Source organism: Stenotrophomonas sp. YJH_SMC_130, assembly GCF_059369035.1.
Map to the genome: position 1 here is coordinate 188,340 of NZ_JCAFSH010000002.1, position 17,778 is coordinate 206,117.

General features: G+C 66.8%; 21 protein-coding genes and 2 pseudogenes. 13 read left to right on the forward strand and 10 right to left on the reverse strand.

Annotated elements, in window-relative coordinates:
* Window positions 1-44 precede the first annotated feature (44 nt).
* Window positions 45-1,019, reverse strand: coding sequence for a Dyp-type peroxidase (locus AC5P5V_RS05045; RefSeq protein ID WP_088496696.1), 975 nt, complete (start codon window positions 1,017-1,019; stop codon window positions 45-47).
* 266 nt (window positions 1,020-1,285) lie between these two features.
* The gene (locus AC5P5V_RS05050; protein ID WP_049416584.1) at window positions 1,286-1,861 is read right to left on the reverse strand and encodes an OmpO family porin; all 576 of its coding nucleotides are present in this window, start codon (window positions 1,859-1,861) and stop codon (window positions 1,286-1,288) included.
* Window positions 1,862-2,022: 161 nt separating this feature from the next.
* On the opposite strand from AC5P5V_RS05050, the gene AC5P5V_RS05055 reads away from it, so the two are divergent.
* The 4 genes from AC5P5V_RS05055 (at window position 2,023) to AC5P5V_RS05070 (ending at window position 4,871) form a co-directional block, all read left to right on the forward strand.
* The gene (locus tag AC5P5V_RS05055) at window positions 2,023-3,018 is read left to right on the forward strand and encodes a DUF2268 domain-containing putative Zn-dependent protease (RefSeq protein ID WP_231352445.1); all 996 of its coding nucleotides are present in this window, start codon (window positions 2,023-2,025) and stop codon (window positions 3,016-3,018) included.
* 212 nt (window positions 3,019-3,230) lie between these two features.
* A complete protein-coding gene (locus AC5P5V_RS05060; protein WP_005420910.1) occupies window positions 3,231-3,503 on the forward strand; it encodes a hypothetical protein in 273 nt (90 codons plus the stop codon).
* Between the two features lie 156 nt (window positions 3,504-3,659).
* A complete protein-coding gene (locus tag AC5P5V_RS05065; RefSeq protein WP_134968523.1) occupies window positions 3,660-4,346 on the forward strand; it encodes a L,D-transpeptidase family protein in 687 nt (228 codons plus the stop codon).
* 192 nt (window positions 4,347-4,538) lie between these two features.
* Window positions 4,539-4,871, forward strand: a complete 333-nt coding sequence (locus tag AC5P5V_RS05070) for a hypothetical protein (RefSeq protein WP_231352443.1) — start codon at window positions 4,539-4,541, stop codon at window positions 4,869-4,871.
* A gap of 28 nt (window positions 4,872-4,899) precedes the next feature.
* Here AC5P5V_RS05070 and arsH read toward each other — a convergent pair whose 3' ends face one another.
* Window positions 4,900-5,628, reverse strand: a complete 729-nt coding sequence (gene arsH / locus AC5P5V_RS05075) for an arsenical resistance protein ArsH (protein WP_134968524.1) — start codon at window positions 5,626-5,628, stop codon at window positions 4,900-4,902.
* 17 nt (window positions 5,629-5,645) lie between these two features.
* Here arsH and AC5P5V_RS05080 point away from each other — a divergent pair, with 17 nt between their 5' ends.
* The 5 genes and pseudogenes from AC5P5V_RS05080 (at window position 5,646) to AC5P5V_RS05100 (ending at window position 8,843) form a co-directional block, all read left to right on the forward strand.
* Entirely contained in the window at window positions 5,646-5,975 is a 330-nt protein-coding gene (locus AC5P5V_RS05080; protein ID WP_495215820.1) for an ArsR/SmtB family transcription factor, read from the forward strand.
* A gap of 1 nt (window position 5,976) precedes the next feature.
* Window positions 5,977-6,396 (forward strand): annotated as a pseudogene (arsN2, locus tag AC5P5V_RS05085) (arsenic resistance N-acetyltransferase ArsN2); the annotation flags it as partial.
* 36 nt (window positions 6,397-6,432) lie between these two features.
* Window positions 6,433-6,936, forward strand: coding sequence for an arsenate reductase ArsC (locus AC5P5V_RS05090; protein WP_231352772.1), 504 nt, complete (start codon window positions 6,433-6,435; stop codon window positions 6,934-6,936).
* A 13-nt stretch (window positions 6,937-6,949) separates the two neighbouring features.
* On the forward strand, window positions 6,950-7,981 hold the full coding sequence (gene arsB, locus AC5P5V_RS05095; RefSeq protein WP_134968527.1) for an ACR3 family arsenite efflux transporter: 1,032 nt from the start codon (window positions 6,950-6,952) through the stop codon (window positions 7,979-7,981).
* A gap of 487 nt (window positions 7,982-8,468) precedes the next feature.
* On the forward strand, window positions 8,469-8,843 hold the full coding sequence (locus tag AC5P5V_RS05100; RefSeq protein ID WP_061479364.1) for a hypothetical protein: 375 nt from the start codon (window positions 8,469-8,471) through the stop codon (window positions 8,841-8,843).
* Between the two features lie 13 nt (window positions 8,844-8,856).
* On the opposite strand, the gene AC5P5V_RS05105 is transcribed toward AC5P5V_RS05100, so the two are convergent.
* Complete coding sequence (locus tag AC5P5V_RS05105) at window positions 8,857-9,531, reverse strand: Ivy family c-type lysozyme inhibitor (protein WP_134968528.1); 675 nt, start codon at window positions 9,529-9,531, stop codon at window positions 8,857-8,859.
* Between the two features lie 59 nt (window positions 9,532-9,590).
* Here AC5P5V_RS05105 and AC5P5V_RS05110 point away from each other — a divergent pair.
* Window positions 9,591-9,877: pseudogene (locus AC5P5V_RS05110) on the forward strand (YybH family protein); the annotation flags it as partial.
* A 142-nt stretch (window positions 9,878-10,019) separates the two neighbouring features.
* On the opposite strand, the gene AC5P5V_RS05115 reads toward AC5P5V_RS05110, so the two are convergent.
* From AC5P5V_RS05115 to AC5P5V_RS05135, 5 genes are all read right to left on the reverse strand, one after another.
* The gene (locus AC5P5V_RS05115) at window positions 10,020-11,045 is read right to left on the reverse strand and encodes an NAD(P)H-dependent glycerol-3-phosphate dehydrogenase (RefSeq protein WP_061479367.1); all 1,026 of its coding nucleotides are present in this window, start codon (window positions 11,043-11,045) and stop codon (window positions 10,020-10,022) included.
* A gap of 20 nt (window positions 11,046-11,065) precedes the next feature.
* On the reverse strand, window positions 11,066-11,584 hold the full coding sequence (gene secB / locus AC5P5V_RS05120; RefSeq protein WP_005407596.1) for a protein-export chaperone SecB: 519 nt from the start codon (window positions 11,582-11,584) through the stop codon (window positions 11,066-11,068).
* 100 nt (window positions 11,585-11,684) lie between these two features.
* Complete coding sequence (locus AC5P5V_RS05125) at window positions 11,685-12,122, reverse strand: rhodanese-like domain-containing protein (protein ID WP_134968529.1); 438 nt, start codon at window positions 12,120-12,122, stop codon at window positions 11,685-11,687.
* 57 nt (window positions 12,123-12,179) lie between these two features.
* Window positions 12,180-12,605, reverse strand: a complete 426-nt coding sequence (locus tag AC5P5V_RS05130) for a hypothetical protein (RefSeq protein WP_061479368.1) — start codon at window positions 12,603-12,605, stop codon at window positions 12,180-12,182.
* A 32-nt stretch (window positions 12,606-12,637) separates the two neighbouring features.
* Window positions 12,638-13,105: a YiiD C-terminal domain-containing protein gene (locus AC5P5V_RS05135; RefSeq protein WP_061479369.1), complete on the reverse strand. Its 468-nt coding sequence runs from the start codon at window positions 13,103-13,105 to the stop codon at window positions 12,638-12,640.
* A 35-nt stretch (window positions 13,106-13,140) separates the two neighbouring features.
* Here AC5P5V_RS05135 and AC5P5V_RS05140 point away from each other — a divergent pair, with 35 nt between their 5' ends.
* The 3 genes from AC5P5V_RS05140 to AC5P5V_RS05150 all read left to right on the forward strand — a co-directional run bounded on the left by AC5P5V_RS05140 (window position 13,141) and on the right by AC5P5V_RS05150 (window position 16,335).
* Complete coding sequence (locus AC5P5V_RS05140) at window positions 13,141-13,950, forward strand: uroporphyrinogen-III synthase (protein WP_231352441.1); 810 nt, start codon at window positions 13,141-13,143, stop codon at window positions 13,948-13,950.
* A 105-nt stretch (window positions 13,951-14,055) separates the two neighbouring features.
* Window positions 14,056-15,033, forward strand: coding sequence for a uroporphyrinogen-III C-methyltransferase (locus AC5P5V_RS05145; RefSeq protein ID WP_134969523.1), 978 nt, complete (start codon window positions 14,056-14,058; stop codon window positions 15,031-15,033).
* A 6-nt stretch (window positions 15,034-15,039) separates the two neighbouring features.
* Entirely contained in the window at window positions 15,040-16,335 is a 1,296-nt protein-coding gene (locus tag AC5P5V_RS05150) for a heme biosynthesis HemY N-terminal domain-containing protein (protein WP_231352436.1), read from the forward strand.
* A 121-nt stretch (window positions 16,336-16,456) separates the two neighbouring features.
* On the opposite strand, the gene AC5P5V_RS05155 is transcribed toward AC5P5V_RS05150, so the two are convergent.
* Window positions 16,457-17,752, reverse strand: a complete 1,296-nt coding sequence (locus AC5P5V_RS05155; RefSeq protein WP_152908679.1) for an acetyl-CoA C-acetyltransferase — start codon at window positions 17,750-17,752, stop codon at window positions 16,457-16,459.
* Between the last annotated feature and the right edge of the window lie 26 nt (window positions 17,753-17,778).

The following is a 17,778-nucleotide window of genomic DNA, read 5'->3' on the forward strand; positions in this document are numbered from 1 at the left end:
CCATAGATGACAGGCAGATGGCGGGCCGTGATGGCCCGGCGCGATCACTCGCCCAGGTCGGCCAGCACCTTGCGCGAGGGCGCGAAGAAGGTCACGCCGGTGGTGGCGGTGGAGAAGTCGAGGATGCGGTCGTGCAGCGGCGCAGGATTGCCGATGAACATGCGCTCGAGCATCTTCTCGATCACCCACAGGCGGCGCGTGTAGCCGATGAAGTAGGTGCCGTACTCGCCGCGACCCGGGTTGGCGAACGGCATGTTGTCGCGCAGGATTTCGTGCTCGCCGTCGGCGTCTTCGATGGTGCACAGCGTCTTGTGCGATTTCTGCGCATCGGCCGGCGCATCATCCAGCTCGATGTTGTCGTGCTTGGTGCGGCCGATGATCGCCTCCTGCGCCTCGGTCTTCTGCGCGCGCCAGGCATCGAGGTTGTGCAGGTACTTCTGCACCACCACGTAGCTGCCGCCGGCATGCTCCGGGTCTTCATCGCCAACAATGGTGGCTTCCGGCAGCGACAGTCCTTCCGGGTTGGCGGTGCCGTCGACGAAGTCGAGCAGATCGCGGCCATCGAAGTAGCGGAAGCCGGCCACGTCATCGACCGCTTCCACCGCATCACCGAAGGCCATCAGCAGGTTGCGCTCGAACGCCACGATCAGGTCCATGGTACGTGCGCGGATGTGGTACAGCAGGTCACCGGGCGTGGCCACAGCGGTGTGGGTCGCGCCCTTGATCTCGCGGAACGGCTTCAGCTCGCGTGGCGGCGTGGAGCCCACCAGCGGCTGCCACACGCGATGGCCGATGGCCACGTTGCAGGTGAAAGTGCGCTCGATCTCGCGGATGGCGGTGTTCTTGATCAGATCATCGGTGCTCGCCAGCACCTCCCGCGCCTTGGCGATCGACGCCTCGTCGTCCTTCACCTTCAGCACCAGGAACGCCGCCGAATGGGTGAGCGGCGCGGTGATCTGCTGCGGCTCGTTGTCGAGCGTATGGTTGAGGGCGGTGATCGGTGCGGGCTGGGAATTCACGGCAGTTCCTGCTGGCTTGAGGCGGGTGCATCGTCAATGGCGACGTGCCGGGATCATAGCGGAACCGCCTGGCCCGGGACGGAGCGGTTCTCGTTCCGTCCTGCGAGCAGCACCGTGCATTCCCGCGCTACATGGAACTGCTGCGGCCCTGCACTCTCCGGACGCACACAAAAGAAGAAGCCCGGCGCGAGGCCGGGCTTCGGTTGGCGTGTGGGAGAGAGAGAGAGTCACACGCCAGCACAACACGCTCTAACGACAGGCGTTTGTTACCAGGTGAAGCGCGGGCCCACGAACCACTCGCGGTCGCCGGCCTTGGCCAGCTTCACTTCGCCACTCAGGCCCCAGTTCTGGTTGAACTTGGCGGTGGCGCCGACGCGGCCGTAGAACTCGCCGTCCGGGTTGATACCGTGCTTCTTGGCGTAGTCCTCGTAGCCGGCCATCACGTAGCCTTCCACGTACGGGTTGAACGCGGTACGCACGCCGACTTCGGTCGAGTAGCCGTTGAAGTCCAGGCCGTGCTTCATGTCGAACTTCTGGTACGCGACACGGGCCACCAGGTCGGTGTTCGGTGCGATGCCGTAGTTGTAGCCGGCACCGATGCGCCACTGGTCGACGTCATTCTTGAACGTGTCGGTCTCCTGCGCGCTGTAGTCGCCGAAGATGTGGAAGTTCGGGTGCACCGCCACCGAACCCTTCACCTTCCAGCCATCGGCGTCGCCGCCCTTGGCATCGGTGTTCACGTAGCCGCCTTCAACGTAGTTGTACGACAGGCCGTCGGTTGCCGATGCAGCGAACGGCAGGGCAGCCAGAAGACCCAGGGCGAGCAGCGAATTCTTGTTCATCGGGACACACCTTTAATTATTTTGGTTTCGTCGGCCGCCTCCCGGGAGGGGGAGAGAGAGGAGGCGGTCGACAGGTGTGAATTATCCGTTAGGGGGGCCAATCGACCCTGAATATTGAACTGACTGGTGTATAAATAAGGCTGGCGTTCAGGGAACTCCTCATGCCGCACGCATCAGTCGCGTCACTGCTGTTTCCACTTCATGCCCGGCGCACAGTGCGGGCTTTGCTGCTCTTCGCCCTGCCGATGATGCTGCAGGTAGCCAACGCAGCCGAGCGTACCCGCCCTTCCGGGCGCATCGTGATTCAGACCGACGATGTCACGCGCTTCTTCAGCGTGCTGGATGCAAGCGGAGGGAAGCCGAATGCCGACGATCTGCAGCGCGGCTATCTGCATGCGGGTACGGATGCACTACGCAGCTTCACTGACAGCCGTATCGGCTCGATGGATCGTCTTGCAGATGCGATCCAGCGCAGACCTGCGCTGTTTGCCAAAGCACGTACCTGTGCGACGGCGCTGCCGGAGATCCGCGAGGGGGTTGCCAAGGCACTCGATCGGTTGGGCACTCTGCTTCCCTCCGCACGTTTTCCGCCGGTCACCGTGCTGGTGGGTCGGGGAAACAGCGGGGGTGTCACCACGCCCGACGGCGTGGTGATCGGACTGGAGGCACTGTGCAACGCCGACTGGATGCAGCCCGATGTGGGCGACCGTTTCGTGCACCTGATCGCCCATGAGTACGTGCACGTGCAGCAGCCCGGTGCGAGCGTTGATGTCGCGCAGCCCACCCTGCTCTATCAGACGTTGCTTGAAGGCGGCGCCGAGTACGTGGGCGAACTGATCTCGGGGCAACCGGCCAACGCGCATCTGCGTCGTTGGACGCAGGGCCGCGAATGCGCCCTGGAACGCCAGTTCGCCCGGGACAGCGCTGGTACTGAGCTGTCGCAATGGCTCTACAACGGCGCCGGCGACGAAACGCGCCGCGGCGATCTTGGCTACTGGATCGGCTACCGCATTGCCGCTGACTACGTTGCCCGCGCCGATGACAAAGCCGGTGCCGTCGCCACGCTGCTGGCGGTGCGTCCGGAAAGTGCGCCGGCACTGTTTGCCGCAAGTGAATGGCGCCCGGCGTGTGGGCCAGTGGAAAACGGGCAGGAATGAGGCCGTCTTCAGGCTGATGAATTGGGCGATTCAAGCAACTGCAAGGCAATCGCCTCTGTGCACATCAGCTCGCCTGATCTCACTCGTTAAGCTTTGCTGATGAACATATTTCACAACCCTTCCACGTCTTCCAACTTCAGCTGAAAGCGCTTGTCAGCGTGGGGAACAAACGCCGCTATATTCCAGCTTCCCCAGACGAAGGAGGGAGTGCAATGAACCTGAACCCGCAACACATGAAGACGGCCCGCGCACTTGCTGTGGCGCTCATCGCCACCGTAAGCCTTGGCGCTTGTGCCACCTACAAGGACGAGTTCGCAACCATCAACTCGCGCCTCGATCAGCTCGATGTAAAGGTGCAGGGCGCTGCACAGAGTGCCGAGTCCGCCAACCAGTCGGCACAGCAGGCCAATCAGCGCCTGGATCAGATCGAAGGCCGCGTGCAGCAGCTTGAAAGGGCACCCGTCGGGCGCAAGCCGCGCGGCTGATCGCTCCCTCACCGTTTGAATTGATCCACCTCTGTATCGGGAACCAGTGGCCCTCGCCGGCCACTGGCCTCCTTCCACCAGGATTGCATTGCCAGGAGCCTTCCCATTCGTACCTCCTCCTCCCCTGCGCGCCGCGCCCTCCATGTCGCTCTGGCCATGGCACTGGCCGTTGCATGCAGCGGCGTAGCCAACGCCAGGGACAAGGACGCACCCGCACCACCGGCGGCCGCCGTTGATGAACTTCCGCCCGACCAGAGCGTCTCCGAAACAGTGATCGCGCTGGCCGGCTGGGTGGTCGCCAGCAAGGACAACCAGGGCTATCCGTTCGCGATCATGGACAAGGCGGCCGCGCAGGTCCTGGTCTTCGGCGGCGACGGCAAGCTGCGCGGCGCCGCGCCGGCGCTGTTCGGTTCGGCCATCGGCGATCATTCTGCACCCGGCGTCGCCAAGCTCGCCCTGAGCGCGATTCCCGGCCACGACCGCACCACGCCGGCGGGCCGCTTCATTGGTGCCTATGGCCCCTCCGACGATGCCGGGCGTGTGCTGTGGGTGGACTACGATTCCGCCGTGTCGATGCATCCACTGCCGCCGGGCAGCCCGAAGGAAATGCGTGCCGAACGACTGGCATCGCCCACGCCAGACGACAACCGCGTCACCCACGGCTGCATCAACGTCTCACCCGCGTTTTACGAGCAGATCGTGCACTCCACGTTCGAGAAGGGCGGCGTGTTCTACATCCTGCCGGACAAGGATTCGATCGCGAAGACGTTCCCGGAATTCGCGCAGAGCCGTGCCGCCGCAGATGGCGACGAAAAGAAGACCGCACAGCACGCTGGCGAGTAGTGCGTTTGTGCGTCCGCCCTGGGCGTTGTGGGCACATGCCTGGGCCTTGCCCGGCCGCCGGGGCGGCCGCGATGCACGGTCTGCTCGTGGAAAGCCGCCTGCCTATGAGACCTGGTGCCCCCCGAGGCGCGGCGCGCTGGCATCCTGCGACGATCCTGCGAGGCAATGTCTGCCTCGTCCATGAGGCCGCCGGTGGACCCACTCTTCCAGTTTTTGCTGAGCAAGATGGGTGGCGTATTCGTCTTCCTGTTCTTCGTGGGACGTGAGTACCTGCGTGGCCTTGGATGGCTGCTCGGTTCCTGGGATCCGAACATGGGGTGCGCGACAGAAGATGAACTCATTTCGAAGGCCAACCGCAGCGCCTTGCTGATTGCGGCGGTGCTTCTGGCGTGGGCCTTCATGGGCCCTTCTCCCTACCGCCGCAACTGGGAAATCGAAGTAATGGGCATCGGTACCGGCATGTTGCTTGCCTATGTGGTGATCATCCGCCTTGCAGCTTCAAGGGTGAAGAGGCTGCTCGGGTGAGCGTGCCTCACATCGGCACCCATGAGGATCAGGAAGCCGTAGCCCCTGCAGCCCGCGCCAATGCCGCGGCGTGCGCGTCGCCCTTCCGCTCGCTGTAGCGGTCCACCAGGTAGTCCGACCGGCCCCGCGTCAGCAGCGTGAACTTCACCAGTTCCTCCATCACGTCCACCACCCGGTCGTAGTACGGCGAGGGTTTCATCCGGCCGTCGTCATCGAATTCCTGCCAGGCCTTGGCCACCGACGACTGGTTGGGGATGGTCAGCATGCGCATCCAGCGGCCGAGCACGCGCAACGTGTTGACGGTGTTGAACGACTGCGAGCCGCCGCTCACCTGCATCACCGCCAGCGTCCTGCCCTGCGTCGGCCGCACGCTGCCATCTTCCAGCGGCAACCAGTCGATCTGGTTCTTGAACACGCCGGTGACCGTGCCATGCCGCTCGGGGCTGACCCAGACCTGCCCTTCCGACCACTGTGACCATTCGCGCAGTCGCTGCACTTCGGGGTGATTCCTGTCCACGCTGTCCAGCATCGGCAGCGCATGCGGATCGAACACCCGGGTTTCGCACCCCAGGTGGCGCAGCAGCCGCTCGGCTTCCAGCGCCAGCTTGCGGCTGAACGACTGGGGCCGCAGCGAGCCGTAGAGCAGGAGAATGCGTGGCGGCCCCAGATCTGCCGCGGCGAGCTGATGATGATTGGGCTGGGGCAATGACGATTCCGCCAGGTTGGGCAGGTCCAGGCTTGTGATTGGCTTATTCATTCGATTATTCTAGAAATATGGACACGTCGAATGCAATCGCTGCCCTGACCGCCCTCGGCCATGCCACCCGCCTGGCTGCCTTCCGCCTGCTGGTGGAGGCGGGCCCGGCAGGGCGTATGGCGGGCGACATCGCCACGGCCCTGCAGGTGCCTCCCGCCACGCTCAGCTTCCACCTGAAAGAGCTGGTGCAGGCCGGGCTGGTGGAGAGCGAAAGCCAAGGCCGCCACGTCTGCTACCGCGCCAACTTCGATGCGATGAACGGCTTGATCCAGTACCTGACGCACAACTGCTGCGCGGGCTCCCCGGATGAGCGGTGCGCGGTCACCGAACCGGCATGCAGGTGCTGAGATGAAACCCGATCCGGTGATTCGTGCAGGCACGCGCGACGACCTGTGCTCCATCCGTGACCTTCTGCAGCAGGCGCAGTTGCCCGTGGCCGATCTGGAAAGCAGCGAGGTGGCGTTTCTCGTCGCAGACCTCGACGGCATTCCCGTGGGTGCCGTTGGATTGCAGATCTTCGGCGCGTCGGCCCTGCTTCGCTCCCTGGTGGTGTCCGATGACCGACGCAATACCGGCCTTGGGCGCGCGTTGCTGTCAGCGGCCGAGGACATGGCCCGCCGCATGCAGGTCAGGGAACTGGTGCTGCTGACAACGTCGGCAGGCCCGTGGTTCGCGCGGCACGGCTATGCCGGATGCGATCGCGCGCAGATAGTGGAGGCGATCCGCAGCTCTGCCGAGTTCACTAGTCTCTGCCCGGCCAGCGCGCTGTGCATGTCCAAGCCACTCCCTGACCACGGAAGCCACATGACCCGCAATGTCCTGTTCCTCTGCACCGGCAACAGCGCCCGCAGCGTGCTCGCCGAAGCCACCCTGCGCGCCTGGGGTGGTGATCGCTTCACCGCGTTCAGCGCCGGCAGCCACCCTGCCGGCCAGGTCAATCCATTCGCGCTGGCCCAGTTGCAGGCCGAAGGAATGCCCATTGACGGGCTGCGCAGCAAATCATGGGACGAATTCGTGGATGCAGCCCCGATGGACCTGGTCATCACCGTGTGTGACGCGGCCGCTGCCGAAGCCTGCCCTGTGGTGTTCGGTGACTTCATCCGCAGCCACTGGGGCCTGCCTGATCCGGCCGCCGTGGCAGGCAGCGATGCCGACAAGGCCGCAGCCTTCGCACTGGCCCATGCCATCGTGAAAACGCGCCTGCGTGCGCTGCTCGCACTGCCCGAATCGGTGTGGTCTGAACGCGAAGCGCTGCAGCACGCGCTGGACCGGATCGGCCAGCTGCTGCCGACCGACGGCGCGCAGTGACGGTGCCACTGCCATGAGCCTGTTCGAGCGACACCTGACGCTGTGGGTTGTGCTGTGCATTGCGATGGGCACGCTGCTGGGCCACGTCCTGCCCGATGCCTTCGCGGTGCTGGCCTCCGCCGAAGTGGCCAAAGTCAACCTGCCGGTTGCGGTGCTGATCTGGCTGATGATCATCCCGATGCTGCTGAAGGTTGACTTCACTGCGATGCGCCAGTTGCAGCAGCACTGGAAGGGCATCGGCGTGACGCTGTTCATCAACTGGGCCGTGAAGCCGTTCTCGATGGCGCTGCTGGGCTGGCTGTTCCTGCGCCATGCCTTCGCGGACTGGCTGCCCGCAGCACAGATCGACAGCTACATCGCCGGTTTGATCCTGCTGGCGGCCGCGCCCTGCACCGCCATGGTGTTCGTGTGGAGCAACCTGTGCCGCGGTGATGCCAACTTCACCCTGAGCCAGGTGGCCTTGAACGACGCGATCATGGTGGTTGCCTACGCGCCGGTGGTTGCACTGCTGCTGGGCCTGTCGGCGATCAGCGTGCCGTGGGACACCCTTCTGTTGTCGGTTGGCCTCTACATCGTGGTGCCCGTGCTGGTGGCCGCGTTGCTGCGGCGCTGGATCCTTTCGCGTGGCGGCGAGGCGAGGCTGCAGCGTGCGCTTCGACGGCTGGGCCCGCTGTCACTGTCCGCCCTGCTGCTGACGCTGGTGCTGCTGTTCGGGTTCCAGGGCCAGCAGATCGTGAAGCAACCGCTGGTGATCGCGCTGATTGCGGTGCCGATCCTGATCCAGGTCTATTTCACTTCGGGCCTGGCCTACCTTCTGAACCGCCGTCTGGGCGTGGCGCATTGCGTGGCCGGCCCGTCAGCGCTGATTGGCGCCAGCAACTTCTTCGAACTGGCGGTGGCGACTGCGGTGGGACTGTTCGGCGTGCATTCGGGTGCTGCGCTGGCGACGGTGGTGGGTGTGCTGATCGAGGTGCCGGTCATGCTGTCCGTGGTGCGGATCGTGAACCGTACTCAGGCTTGGTACGAAGGACCCGAAGAGCGCTGACAACCAGAGTGGGGCGAGTTCGATCTACGTTCTTCGCTCCGCACTGTCGTCATCGGCTTGGTGGGGTACCCATATCCCTGTCATCAAGTTCGAACCATGTCGCATATTCCCCATGCTGCTACGGACGTTGCGGCACCTGCGTCAGCGACGGCTTAGCAGGATGCAAGAATGCTGAAAGCGTCTTCGATCAAACGCTGTTTGCAACTCGTCTGATTGGCGTTGCGCAGCGACAGCGGTACAGATGGCGGGCCACCGGAAAATCGGTGGCCGGGCCTCGAAAACCCGTTAGATCACGAACGTTGTTTGCGCTTGCCAGCCGGCGTCACCCCGCGTGGCGCCGGCTGGCATTCCGTCTGCCGGCTATGGCGGGCGGAGCGTGGAGGCCTTGCGCCTGCCGGTCTTGTTCGTGATCTCCCGGTTTTCGAGCCACGTCTCCGCCCGCCACCTTCGCGTGGCGGCTACCGTCTGTCCTGCACGGAGCACTGCCATGACCTCACCGGACTTCCCCCGCCTGCATCCGCATCGCTCGTCCGCCACTGGCGGTGAGCCCTCAGAGCACGCGGCTGCGACCGACCCGAACGCCTTCATCGCCACGCTTCACCGCATCGGCAAAGGCGCGGCCGCCGATGGCCAACCTTGGCCGGAGCGTCACCAGATGCCGGGCCGTTGCATGGCGCTGGGCGATGCGGACTGTGCACTGGCCGGCCAACGCGTGACGTTGGAGCTGCTGCTGGCGGCCGAGCGCGTGCGCCAGAACGGCACGGAGGCCGAGTACGTGGGCGACCGGGTGATGGAAGGGCTGATCATGGCGTGCCTGACGATGAACGCACAGGCCAGCGCGCGCATGCAGCCGGACGGGTGACGCCGGCGCCACATCACTCGCAGAGCGCGCTGTCTTCCTTCAACGCGGCATCCTGCAGTGGCTGGCGCTGTTCGATCTGCTCACGCTGTTCCGCCGTCGGCTCGCCCAGCCACCACACACGGCAGCGCGCGGTAAGACGGCCGACCATCTTCGCCTGCGTGGGTGAGTACAGCATCGCCAACGCGGTGCCGGGGCAGTCGTGGGCCTGGCAGGCGGTGTAGAACCACCACGGCTCGCCCTGCAGCACCAGCAGCTCGCCAGGGCCGCTGGGTCCGCTCAACAGGCGTTGGCGCAGCGACGGCATATCCTTGTCAGTGGATTCGGCGTCCTGCGTGTCCTTCATCAGCGCATCGAACGCGGCCAGCACCTTCGGGTCCTTGCGGCCGCAGTCGTCCACGGTACTGCCGCCGACCAGGGTGAAGAAGTGGGTCGCCAGCGGATTGTCCGCGCAGGTCAGTTCGCCGCCGGCGCCCGGGTCTTCCGGTTCGCCCTCGCTGTCCCACACCGCGGGGGCCACGCCGTCTTCGGCGGACGGTTCCTCCTCGACCACCGTCGCCGCGGCGGCCGGCGCTTCGGCGGTCGGCGCTGGCGCCACAGCAGGTGCAGTCTCGCCAGTCTTTTCCGGTGCCTGTCCGCAGGCTGCCAGCAGCGCGGCCATCATCGCCATCCCTGTGATTCGCATCTTCATCGCGTGTCCTTGTCTGATCTGCGCTGCGTCCGCCGAATCGACGGCCGCGTGATTCTAATGCGCTGTTCGCCGAAGATGGCTTTGTGCTGCAGAGCAACCAGCTGCCGATGCGCGGCCGCAGCGCGATCGAGGCCGCGTATGCCGGCCGGGATGGCAGTCCGTTGCGGCTGCGTGCGTTGCCGTATTCGATGGAGGGCAGCACGGCTACATCATTGGTGCGTACAGCTACGGCAGCAACGTGAGGGATACCGGCAAGTTCACGCTCATGCTGAAGCGCGAGGGGGATGGGCCGTGGTTGATTTTATCGGACATGGACAACAGCAACGCACGGCCGCGCGCGCGGTGATGAATGCCGCCGGGCATGGCCCGGCGCTACCGGGCGCCAACCAAGGTTGGCCGCTACCAGAAGCGGGGTCCGTCGTAGATCCACGCCATTCGTGGATGGGGCGCGCACAAAAAACCCCGGCACCTGGCCGGGGTTTTTCGATTCACTTGAACAGCGTGTCCGGATACTCCGGTTTCTGTTCCCGCGCCAGCAGTGCGCGCAGGCCTTCTTCCGGGGTCTGCTCGCCATGCAGCACGGCACGCACACCGTCGGAGATCGGCAGGTCGATGCCATGACGGCGCGCCTGTCGCATCACTTCGTCGGCAGTCTGCACCGACTCGACCACCTGGCCGATCTCGCGCACGGCATCCTGCAGCGTCTGGCCGCGGCCCAGGGCCAGGCCCAGGCGGCGGTTGCGCGACAGGTCGCCGGTGCAGGTCAGCACCAGATCGCCCAGGCCGGCCAGGCCCATCAGCGTTTCCGGCTTGGCGCCGATCGCAGCGGCCAGGCGCAGCATTTCGTTCAGACCACGGGTGATCAGGCCGGCACGGGCGTTGAGGCCCAGCTGCATGCCATCGGCCACGCCGGTGGCCACGGCCAGCACGTTCTTCATCGCGCCGCCCAGCTCGGCACCGACCATGTCGTCGCCGGTGTAGGCGCGGAACGCCGGGCCATGCATCGCCTCGGCCACCGTCTGCGCGAACTCGGGTACGTCGCCGTGCACGGTGATCGCGGTCGGCAGGCCCTGGGTGACTTCCTTGGCGAACGACGGCCCGGTGACGACGGCCAGCGGCACATCCTCACCCAGCACTTCGCGCGCCACTTCATGCAGGAAACGGCCCGAACCGGGTTCGAAGCCCTTGGTGGCCCAGGCCACGCCGGCACCGGGCGGTCGCAGCGGCGCCAGCGCACGCACGGTCTCGCCAAACGCGTGCGACGGCGTCACCACCAGGATCCAGGCCGCGCCCTGCACCGCCGACGCCAAGTCGGTGGTGGCACGCAGGCTGTCCGGCAGCGGGATGCCCGGCAGGTAACGCGGGTTCTCGTGGCGCTGGTCGATGGCCTCGACCACGGCAGCATCGCGCCCCCACAGCACGGTCGGGTGACCGTGCCGTGCGAGCAGGCTGGCCAGCGCGGTTCCCCAGGAACCGGCGCCGAGCACGGCGATCTTGTCAGCGGGAGTGCTCATCCGTGACGTCGCGGCAGGAATCAGGCGTTGCCGGCCGGCTCGGAGTCAGCCAGCGACGGTGCGTCGCCCTGCTCCTGGCGCTGGCGCAGGGTTTCTGCGTACAGGCCTTCGAAGTTGATCGGCTGCAGGAAGAACGGCGGGAAGCCGCCGGCCTGGATCAGATCGCTGATCAGCTGGCGCACGTAGGGGAACAGGATGTTCGGGCACTGGGTGCCGAGCAGCACGTCGATCGACTGCGGGTCCAGGCCGACCAGGCCGAACACGCCGGCCTGCTTCACTTCGGCCACGTAGGCGGTGCGCTCACCGGCCTGGCAGGTCAGGGTCACGGCCAGCACGACTTCGAAGGCGTTCTCACCCAGGCGCTGCACCTGCTGGTTCAGGTTCAGCTGCAGCTCCGGCTGCACCTGGTCATTGAAGATGGTCGGCGCGTTCGGCGACTCGAAGGAGACGTCCTTGACGTAGATCTTCTCGACGGTGAAAGCGGGGCCGGTAGCGGCATCGACCGGCGCAGCGGCGCCGTTGGTGATCTCTTCGGACATTTCCAGTAACTCCAGGTGAATGCAATGAAAACGATGGTCGAATTACTGCGATGGGGGCGGGACCCGGCCCATACAAGGCCGGATCCGCCACCTGCGACAATCAGTTGCGGCCCTTGACCAGCGGCAGTTCGGCCTGCTGCCAGGCAGGAATGCCGCCGTCGAGCACGTAGACCTTTTCGAAGCCGGCCTTCTTCAGCGCCTTGGCGGCGGTTTCCGAGGCGTTGCCGCTGCGGCACACCAGCACCACCGGCGACTGCTTGGTATTGGCCACCAGCTTGTTTTCCGGGCCGAAGGCACTGGCCTGGGCATTGCGGCTGCCGGCAATGTGGCCCTTCTCGAAGTCACCGCTGGCCGACAGGTCGACCACCACCGTGCCGCCCGCGTTGATCAGCTGGGTCAGTTCGGCGGGCTTGATGCCCTTGAAGCCCCGGAACAGGCGGCGGATCTCGGTGACGATGATGGCCACGGTCAGGCCGACCAGGGCCGCGGACAGCATCGGGTTTCGGCCTGCAAAGGCCAGCAACTCTTCGTAATTCACTCAGGTCACGGGTCGATTAAGCGGGCGCCGATTGTCGCACAAGCCGGACGCGGCCCGTCACTGCCCCTTCCACAGGTCCGGCAGGCCGGCGGTCTGCCACCAGCGCTTGGCCTCCGGGTCCCAGCGCCAGCGCTCGACCACGACCACGGTGCGCTCGGCCTGGGTGTTCTGGTTGATCACCCCGATTTCCACCCGGCGCTCGACCAGGCCACCGTCCAGCGAGGCGCTGCTGCGCTCGCGATAGGACGACACGCGCAGCTGCGCGTAACGGTTGAGCTCGAACTCGGTCGGCGGCTTTTCCTTGCGCAGCTTGGGGTCGAGGTAGCCGATGGCATCGTCCATGCTGCCCCAGCGGATGGTCGCCCCGTAGGCGATCTGGGTCTCTTCCAGCAGCTTGCGCTGCTTGCGGCTGAGGTCGTCGGCCGAGGCCACGGCACTGGCCAGCAGCAGGGAATACATCAGGAACTGGATGAGGCGGCGCATCGGTGGTTTCCCCAGAACGTCAGCCTGCCATCCTACCCTTTGGCGAAGGCAACAAAGCGACCGCTGAACTCGGCGGCGGGCCTGCCATCGGCGCCGGGCTGGGTGGCGATGATGCTGATGCGGGCCTTGCGGCGCTGCCGGAAGGTATTCAGGAAGGCGTCCCAGCCGGTGGCTTCGGCCGCTTCGGCGTGGGCATGCAGGTCCTCATAGACCGGCGCCAGGTAGCGCAGGTTGCTGTCGGCCACATAGACCTCGGCATCGTGGCCGGCCAGGCGCAGGCGCAGGCTGACCAGGGCCCAGCCGGACAGGGTCAGCACCGAGGCCAGGCTGCCGCCGAAGGCGTTGCCCTTGTCGTTGACGTTGGCCGCCAGCGGCGCGGTGATGCGCAGCACGCCATCGGCATAGCCGTCGAGCTGGATCTGCATGGCGCGCACCGCCGGCATGCAGTCCAGCACGTCCTGCAGGGCGGCCAACGAGGAAGTCAGGGCATCAACGGACATCGGAGCAGCGACCACGACAACGAAGGGCCCGCATAATGCAGGCAATGGTCGACCATACGATACCCACTGGCGCCACCCGTTCCGGCCCACGCTGGACCCTGATCTCGCTGCGCCCGCGGGGCCAGAACGTGGCGCTGCGCCGCGCCGTTGCCGGGCTGGGCGGGAATGTCCTGGCCCTGGCGCCCTGGCGCCTGCAGCGCCTGCATGGCACGGCTGTGGTGCGCCAGCTGCAACGCGCGCTGAACTGCGATCGGGTGGTGTTCACCAGCCCGGCCGCCGTTGCCGCAGCCGCGTCCCTGCTGCCGCTGGCCGACGTGCAGCGCAGCCCGTGGCTGACCGTGGGCGAAGGCACTGCGCGCGCATTGCGGGCACACGGCATCACCGAGGTGCACGCGCCGCAGCGGATGGACAGCGAGGGGCTGCTGGCGATGCCGGTGCTGGCCGACGTACGCGGCCTGCGCATCGGACTGGTGACCGCGCCCGGCGGGCGTGGCCTGATTGCCGCGCAGCTGCAGGCGGCGGGCGCCACGATCGAACGTGCCGACGTCTACCAGCGTCGCCTGCTGCGACTGCCCCCGCGAACGCTGGCGCGATTGGCGCATTCAGCACAGCCGTGGGTACTGGCCGTGAGCAGTGGCGAAGCGCTGCAGCATTTCTGGCAACAGCTTTCGCCGGCCGGGCAGCAGCGCCTGCGGGCGTCTGCCCGCGTGGTGGTTGCCAGTGACCGCCTCGGCGAACAGGCGCAGGCGCTCGGCCTGCAGCGCATCACACGCAGCGCCGGCCCCACCGCTGCGCAGCTGGTGGCGGCCGCACACGCCACGCTCACCGTCCCGGCAGCGACCTGAACAGGGACGTGGATCACGCTTGCCGCTGTCGTCGGCAACGGTGATGCTGTGCACAACGCAGCCTGCCGGCACCCCGACCGGCGACGTTGCCGACAAGGAAGCCCGATGAACGATACTCCGCCCGCACCTCCACCCCATCGACCCGTGCGCTGGCTGCTGCCGCTGGCCGCCGTGGTCGTGCTCGGCGCGGGCGGTTATGCCGGCTGGTACGTCTGGCAGCAGCAACAGCGCGAACAGCAGGCGCAGGCACAGACCACGGCCGTACAGCTGAAGGGCCTGGAGGCCACGCTGGATGCGCTGCGCCGTGACCAGCGCGCGACCAGCCAACGCCTGCAGGATGCGGCGACCACCAACCGCGTGCTGCGCGACGAGATGCTGGGACTCTCACAGCGCAGCGCGCTGCTGGAAGAGAACGTGGCCAAGCTGGCCGACAGTGCCAACCAGGGCCGCCAAGCGGTGCAGCGCGATGAGGCCGAGCTGTTGCTGACCCAGGCTGCTCAGCGCCTGAACTACGCCGACGACGTGGACGGCGCACGCCGCCTGTATGCACAGGCCGCCACCGCGCTGGCCGATCTGCCCGATGCCGACGGCCTGAACCTGCGCCAGGCGCTGGTGCAGGAGCGCGAGGCACTGGATGCGCTCGGCAGCGGCCCGCGCGTGCAGTCGCTGCAGCGCCTGGATGCTGTGGCCCGGGCGCTGCAGGGCCTGCCCTCGCAGATCACCGGTACGACCGGCAGCAGCACCGCCAAGCCCTGGTGGCAGGCCACGCTGGCACCGTTCGTGGACATCACCCCGAGCCGCCAGAACGGCCCACTGACTGCCGCCGAAAAGCGCAACGCCGACGATGCGCTGCAGCTGGAACTGACCTTGGCGCGCGCCGCGATCGAGCGCGGCGACCGCGCGGGCCGCAACACCGCATTGGACCGCGTGGAGCAGTGGGCACAGCGGCGCTGGCCGGATTCACCGGCCCTGCGCGCGCAACGTGCTGAACTGAAGGCCTTGCGCGAACTGCCGCTGCAGGCCAACGACGCTGTCCTTGGCAGCACCCTGCAACAACTGCGCACCCAGACCGACCGGAGGTAAGCCCGCATGAAACCCCTGCAATCCCTGGTCGTGCTGTTGCTGGCCGTGGCCATCGGCGTGGTCGCCGCGCAATGGCTCGGCGCCGATGACCTGAACCGCTTCGGCGAAGTGACCCTGCGCTACGGCGGCTACGACTATCACAGCAACCTGCCGAAGGTAGCGCTGCTGGCGGTGATCACGGTGCTGGTGCTGTGGCTGCTGTGGAGCCTGATCGCTGCACCGTTCCGTGCCTGGGGCCGCTACCGCCGCAAGCAGGGCCGGGTGCGCCTGATCGACGGCCTGCAGGCCTACGAGCATGGCCAGTGGCAGCGTGCGGAGAAGCTGCTGGACGGCGCCGCCAAAGACCCGGAAGTGAGCGCGGTGGCACTGGCCACCGCCGTGCGCAGCGCGCAGGCACGGGCCGACGGCCCCGCCGGAGAGGCGCTGCTGCAGCGCCTGGGTGAAAGCGACGCCACCCTGCAGGCGCTGCTGCGCGCCGAACAGCTGCTGGCGCGCGATCTGCCGGTCGATGCGATCAATGCGCTGGACGTAGCGGCGATCCAGCCGCTGCCGCCGCGCGGCCTGTGGCTGCGCACCGAAGCACTGGCACAGGCCGGCCGCGCCCACGAGGCGTATGGCCAGCTGGGTGCACTGCGCCAGAGCAAGGTGCTGCCGGCCGACGCGAACAGCGAACTGGAAGCACGCCTGGCCGCACAGGCGCTGCTGGAAGCGGCCGACGTCAACGCGCTGGCCGCGCAGTGGGAAGCCACGCCGAAGGCGCTGCGCCCCACCCCGGACGTGGTCGGCGCGTATGCCAGCCGCGCGGTGGCCCTGAACTGGGACGAGCCGGCGCTGCTGGCGCTGGAACAGGCCCTGGACCATCGCTGGGACGACGAACTGGTGGCGCTGTATGGCCGCCTGCCGGCCGAGCGCCTGGCCACCCGCCAGGCCAATCTGGCGCGCTGGCGCAACGTGCATGACGGCTCGGCCGCGCTGCGCCTGGCACAGGGCCGCGTGGCCCTGGGCCAGCAGCAATGGGATGCCGCCGATGCGTTCCTGCACGAGGCCATCGCCGCGGGCGCCGGTGCACCGGCGTGGGAAGCGCTGGGTGAAGTGTTCGCGCAACGTGGCGAACACGCGCTGGCCGCGCAGTGCCTGGCCAATGCGCTGCGCCTGCAGCGCGGCGAGGACAGCGTGGAACTGGTGCGTGGCACCGAGACGCCGCTGCGCACCACGGTGGAGGAGCAGCCCATCGTTGCACAGCCGCCGGTGTATGACGCCAACGAAGAGCGCGACGAGTTCGGCAACCCGCGGTTGCCGTAAGCATGGCTGAGGTGTGCCGACCAACGGTCGGCACCCACCGGAGCAACCAACGAAAACGCCGCCCATTGGGCGGCGTTTTCGTACCAGCGCTGCCGGCCAGCGGCCGGCACTACCGTGATGCTCAGCGTTCGACGATCGCCACCACGCCCATGCCGCCGGCGGTGCAGATCGACACCAGTGCGCGGCCACCGCCGCGTTCGGCCAGCTGCTTGGCTGCCGTGGCGATCACGCGTGCGCCGGTAGCGGCGAACGGGTGGCCGGTGGCCAGCGACGAGCCCAGCAGGTTGATCTTGTCCGGGTCGATGCGGCCCAGCGGCGCGTCCAGGCCCAGGCGGTTGCGGCAGTAATCCTCGCTCTCCCACGCACGCAGGGTGCACAACACCTGCGCGGCAAAGGCTTCGTGGATCTCGTAGATGTCGAAGTCCTGCAGGGTCAGGCCGTTGCGCTTGAGCATCTCCGGCACCGCGATGGTCGGTGCCATCAGCAGGCCTTCGCCATGCACGAAGTCCACTGCCGCCACGTGTGCGTCACGCAGGTAGGCCTGCGGCTCATGGCCATGCGCGCGCGCCCACTCTTCGCTGGCCAGCAGTACCGCAGCGGCACCGTCGGTCAGCGGGGTGGAGTTGGCGGCGGTGAGCGTGCCACGCCCGGAAACCTTGTCGAAGGCCGGCTTCAGCGTCGCCAGCTTTTCCAGCGAGGTATCCGGGCGCAGGATGTTGTCGCGCTCGACGCCACGGAACGGTGCGATCAGGTCGTTGAAGAAGCCACGCTCGTAGGCCGCGGCCAGCTTCTTGTGCGACGACACCGCCCACTCATCCTGCGAGTCGCGCGAGATGTTCCACTCCTTCGCCATGTCCTCGCAGTGGTCGCCCATGCTCTTGCCGGTGCGCGGCTCGGCCACGCCCGGGAACTCGGGCTTGAGCTCGGAGAACTTGAAACCGGAGGTGAGCGCACGGATCTTGTCGCCGGTGCTCTTGGCGCGGTTGGCCGCCAGCAGGCGCGCACGCAGTTTCTTGCCGTAGACGATCGGCACGTCGGAGGTGGTGTCCGAACCACCGCCGATGCCCGATTCGATCTGGCCCAGTGCGATCTTGTTGGCCACGGTGATGATGCTGTCCAGCGAGGTGCCGCAGGCACGCTGCAGGGTGATGCCCGGGGTCAGCGGCGACAGGCCGGAAGACAGCGTCGCTTCGCGGCCCAGGTTCCAGTCGCTGGAATGCTTGATCACCGCGCCCATCGCCACTTCACCCAGTTGCTGACCATGCAGGCCGAACCGTTCGACCAGCGCGCCCAGCGTACGGACCGACATGCCGAGGTTGCCGACATCCGAATACGCGGTGTTCTGGCGGCAGAACGGAATGCGGACGCCACCGAGGATGGCGACGGGACGAGCGTTGGGCATGGAGATACCTGGCATGGATGAGGGTGTCTGCAACATGGCCT

Bases quoted from the DNA above. Each gene is read 5' to 3' on its own strand.
- AC5P5V_RS05090 (WP_231352772.1), top strand. From the start codon at position 6,433: ATGACCCGCAATGTCCTGTTCCTCTGCACCGGCAACAGCGCCCGCAGC.
- arsB (WP_134968527.1), top strand. From the start codon at position 6,950: ATGAGCCTGTTCGAGCGACACCTGACGCTGTGGGTTGTGCTGTGCATT.
- AC5P5V_RS05115 (WP_061479367.1), bottom strand. From the start codon at position 11,045: ATGAGCACTCCCGCTGACAAGATCGCCGTGCTCGGCGCCGGTTCCTGG.
- AC5P5V_RS05060 (WP_005420910.1), top strand. From the start codon at position 3,231: ATGAACCTGAACCCGCAACACATGAAGACGGCCCGCGCACTTGCTGTG.
- AC5P5V_RS05145 (WP_134969523.1), top strand. From the start codon at position 14,056: ATGAACGATACTCCGCCCGCACCTCCACCCCATCGACCCGTGCGCTGG.
- secB (WP_005407596.1), bottom strand. From the start codon at position 11,584: ATGTCCGAAGAGATCACCAACGGCGCCGCTGCGCCGGTCGATGCCGCT.
- AC5P5V_RS05130 (WP_061479368.1), bottom strand. From the start codon at position 12,605: ATGCGCCGCCTCATCCAGTTCCTGATGTATTCCCTGCTGCTGGCCAGT.
- arsH (WP_134968524.1), bottom strand. From the start codon at position 5,628: ATGAATAAGCCAATCACAAGCCTGGACCTGCCCAACCTGGCGGAATCG.
- AC5P5V_RS05080 (WP_495215820.1), top strand. From the start codon at position 5,646: ATGGACACGTCGAATGCAATCGCTGCCCTGACCGCCCTCGGCCATGCC.
- AC5P5V_RS05140 (WP_231352441.1), top strand. From the start codon at position 13,141: ATGCAGGCAATGGTCGACCATACGATACCCACTGGCGCCACCCGTTCC.
- AC5P5V_RS05105 (WP_134968528.1), bottom strand. From the start codon at position 9,531: ATGAAGATGCGAATCACAGGGATGGCGATGATGGCCGCGCTGCTGGCA.
- AC5P5V_RS05065 (WP_134968523.1), top strand. From the start codon at position 3,660: ATGGCACTGGCCGTTGCATGCAGCGGCGTAGCCAACGCCAGGGACAAG.
- AC5P5V_RS05055 (WP_231352445.1), top strand. From the start codon at position 2,023: ATGCCGCACGCATCAGTCGCGTCACTGCTGTTTCCACTTCATGCCCGG.
- AC5P5V_RS05100 (WP_061479364.1), top strand. From the start codon at position 8,469: ATGACCTCACCGGACTTCCCCCGCCTGCATCCGCATCGCTCGTCCGCC.
- AC5P5V_RS05155 (WP_152908679.1), bottom strand. From the start codon at position 17,752: ATGCCAGGTATCTCCATGCCCAACGCTCGTCCCGTCGCCATCCTCGGT.
- AC5P5V_RS05135 (WP_061479369.1), bottom strand. From the start codon at position 13,105: ATGTCCGTTGATGCCCTGACTTCCTCGTTGGCCGCCCTGCAGGACGTG.
- AC5P5V_RS05050 (WP_049416584.1), bottom strand. From the start codon at position 1,861: ATGAACAAGAATTCGCTGCTCGCCCTGGGTCTTCTGGCTGCCCTGCCG.
- AC5P5V_RS05150 (WP_231352436.1), top strand. From the start codon at position 15,040: ATGAAACCCCTGCAATCCCTGGTCGTGCTGTTGCTGGCCGTGGCCATC.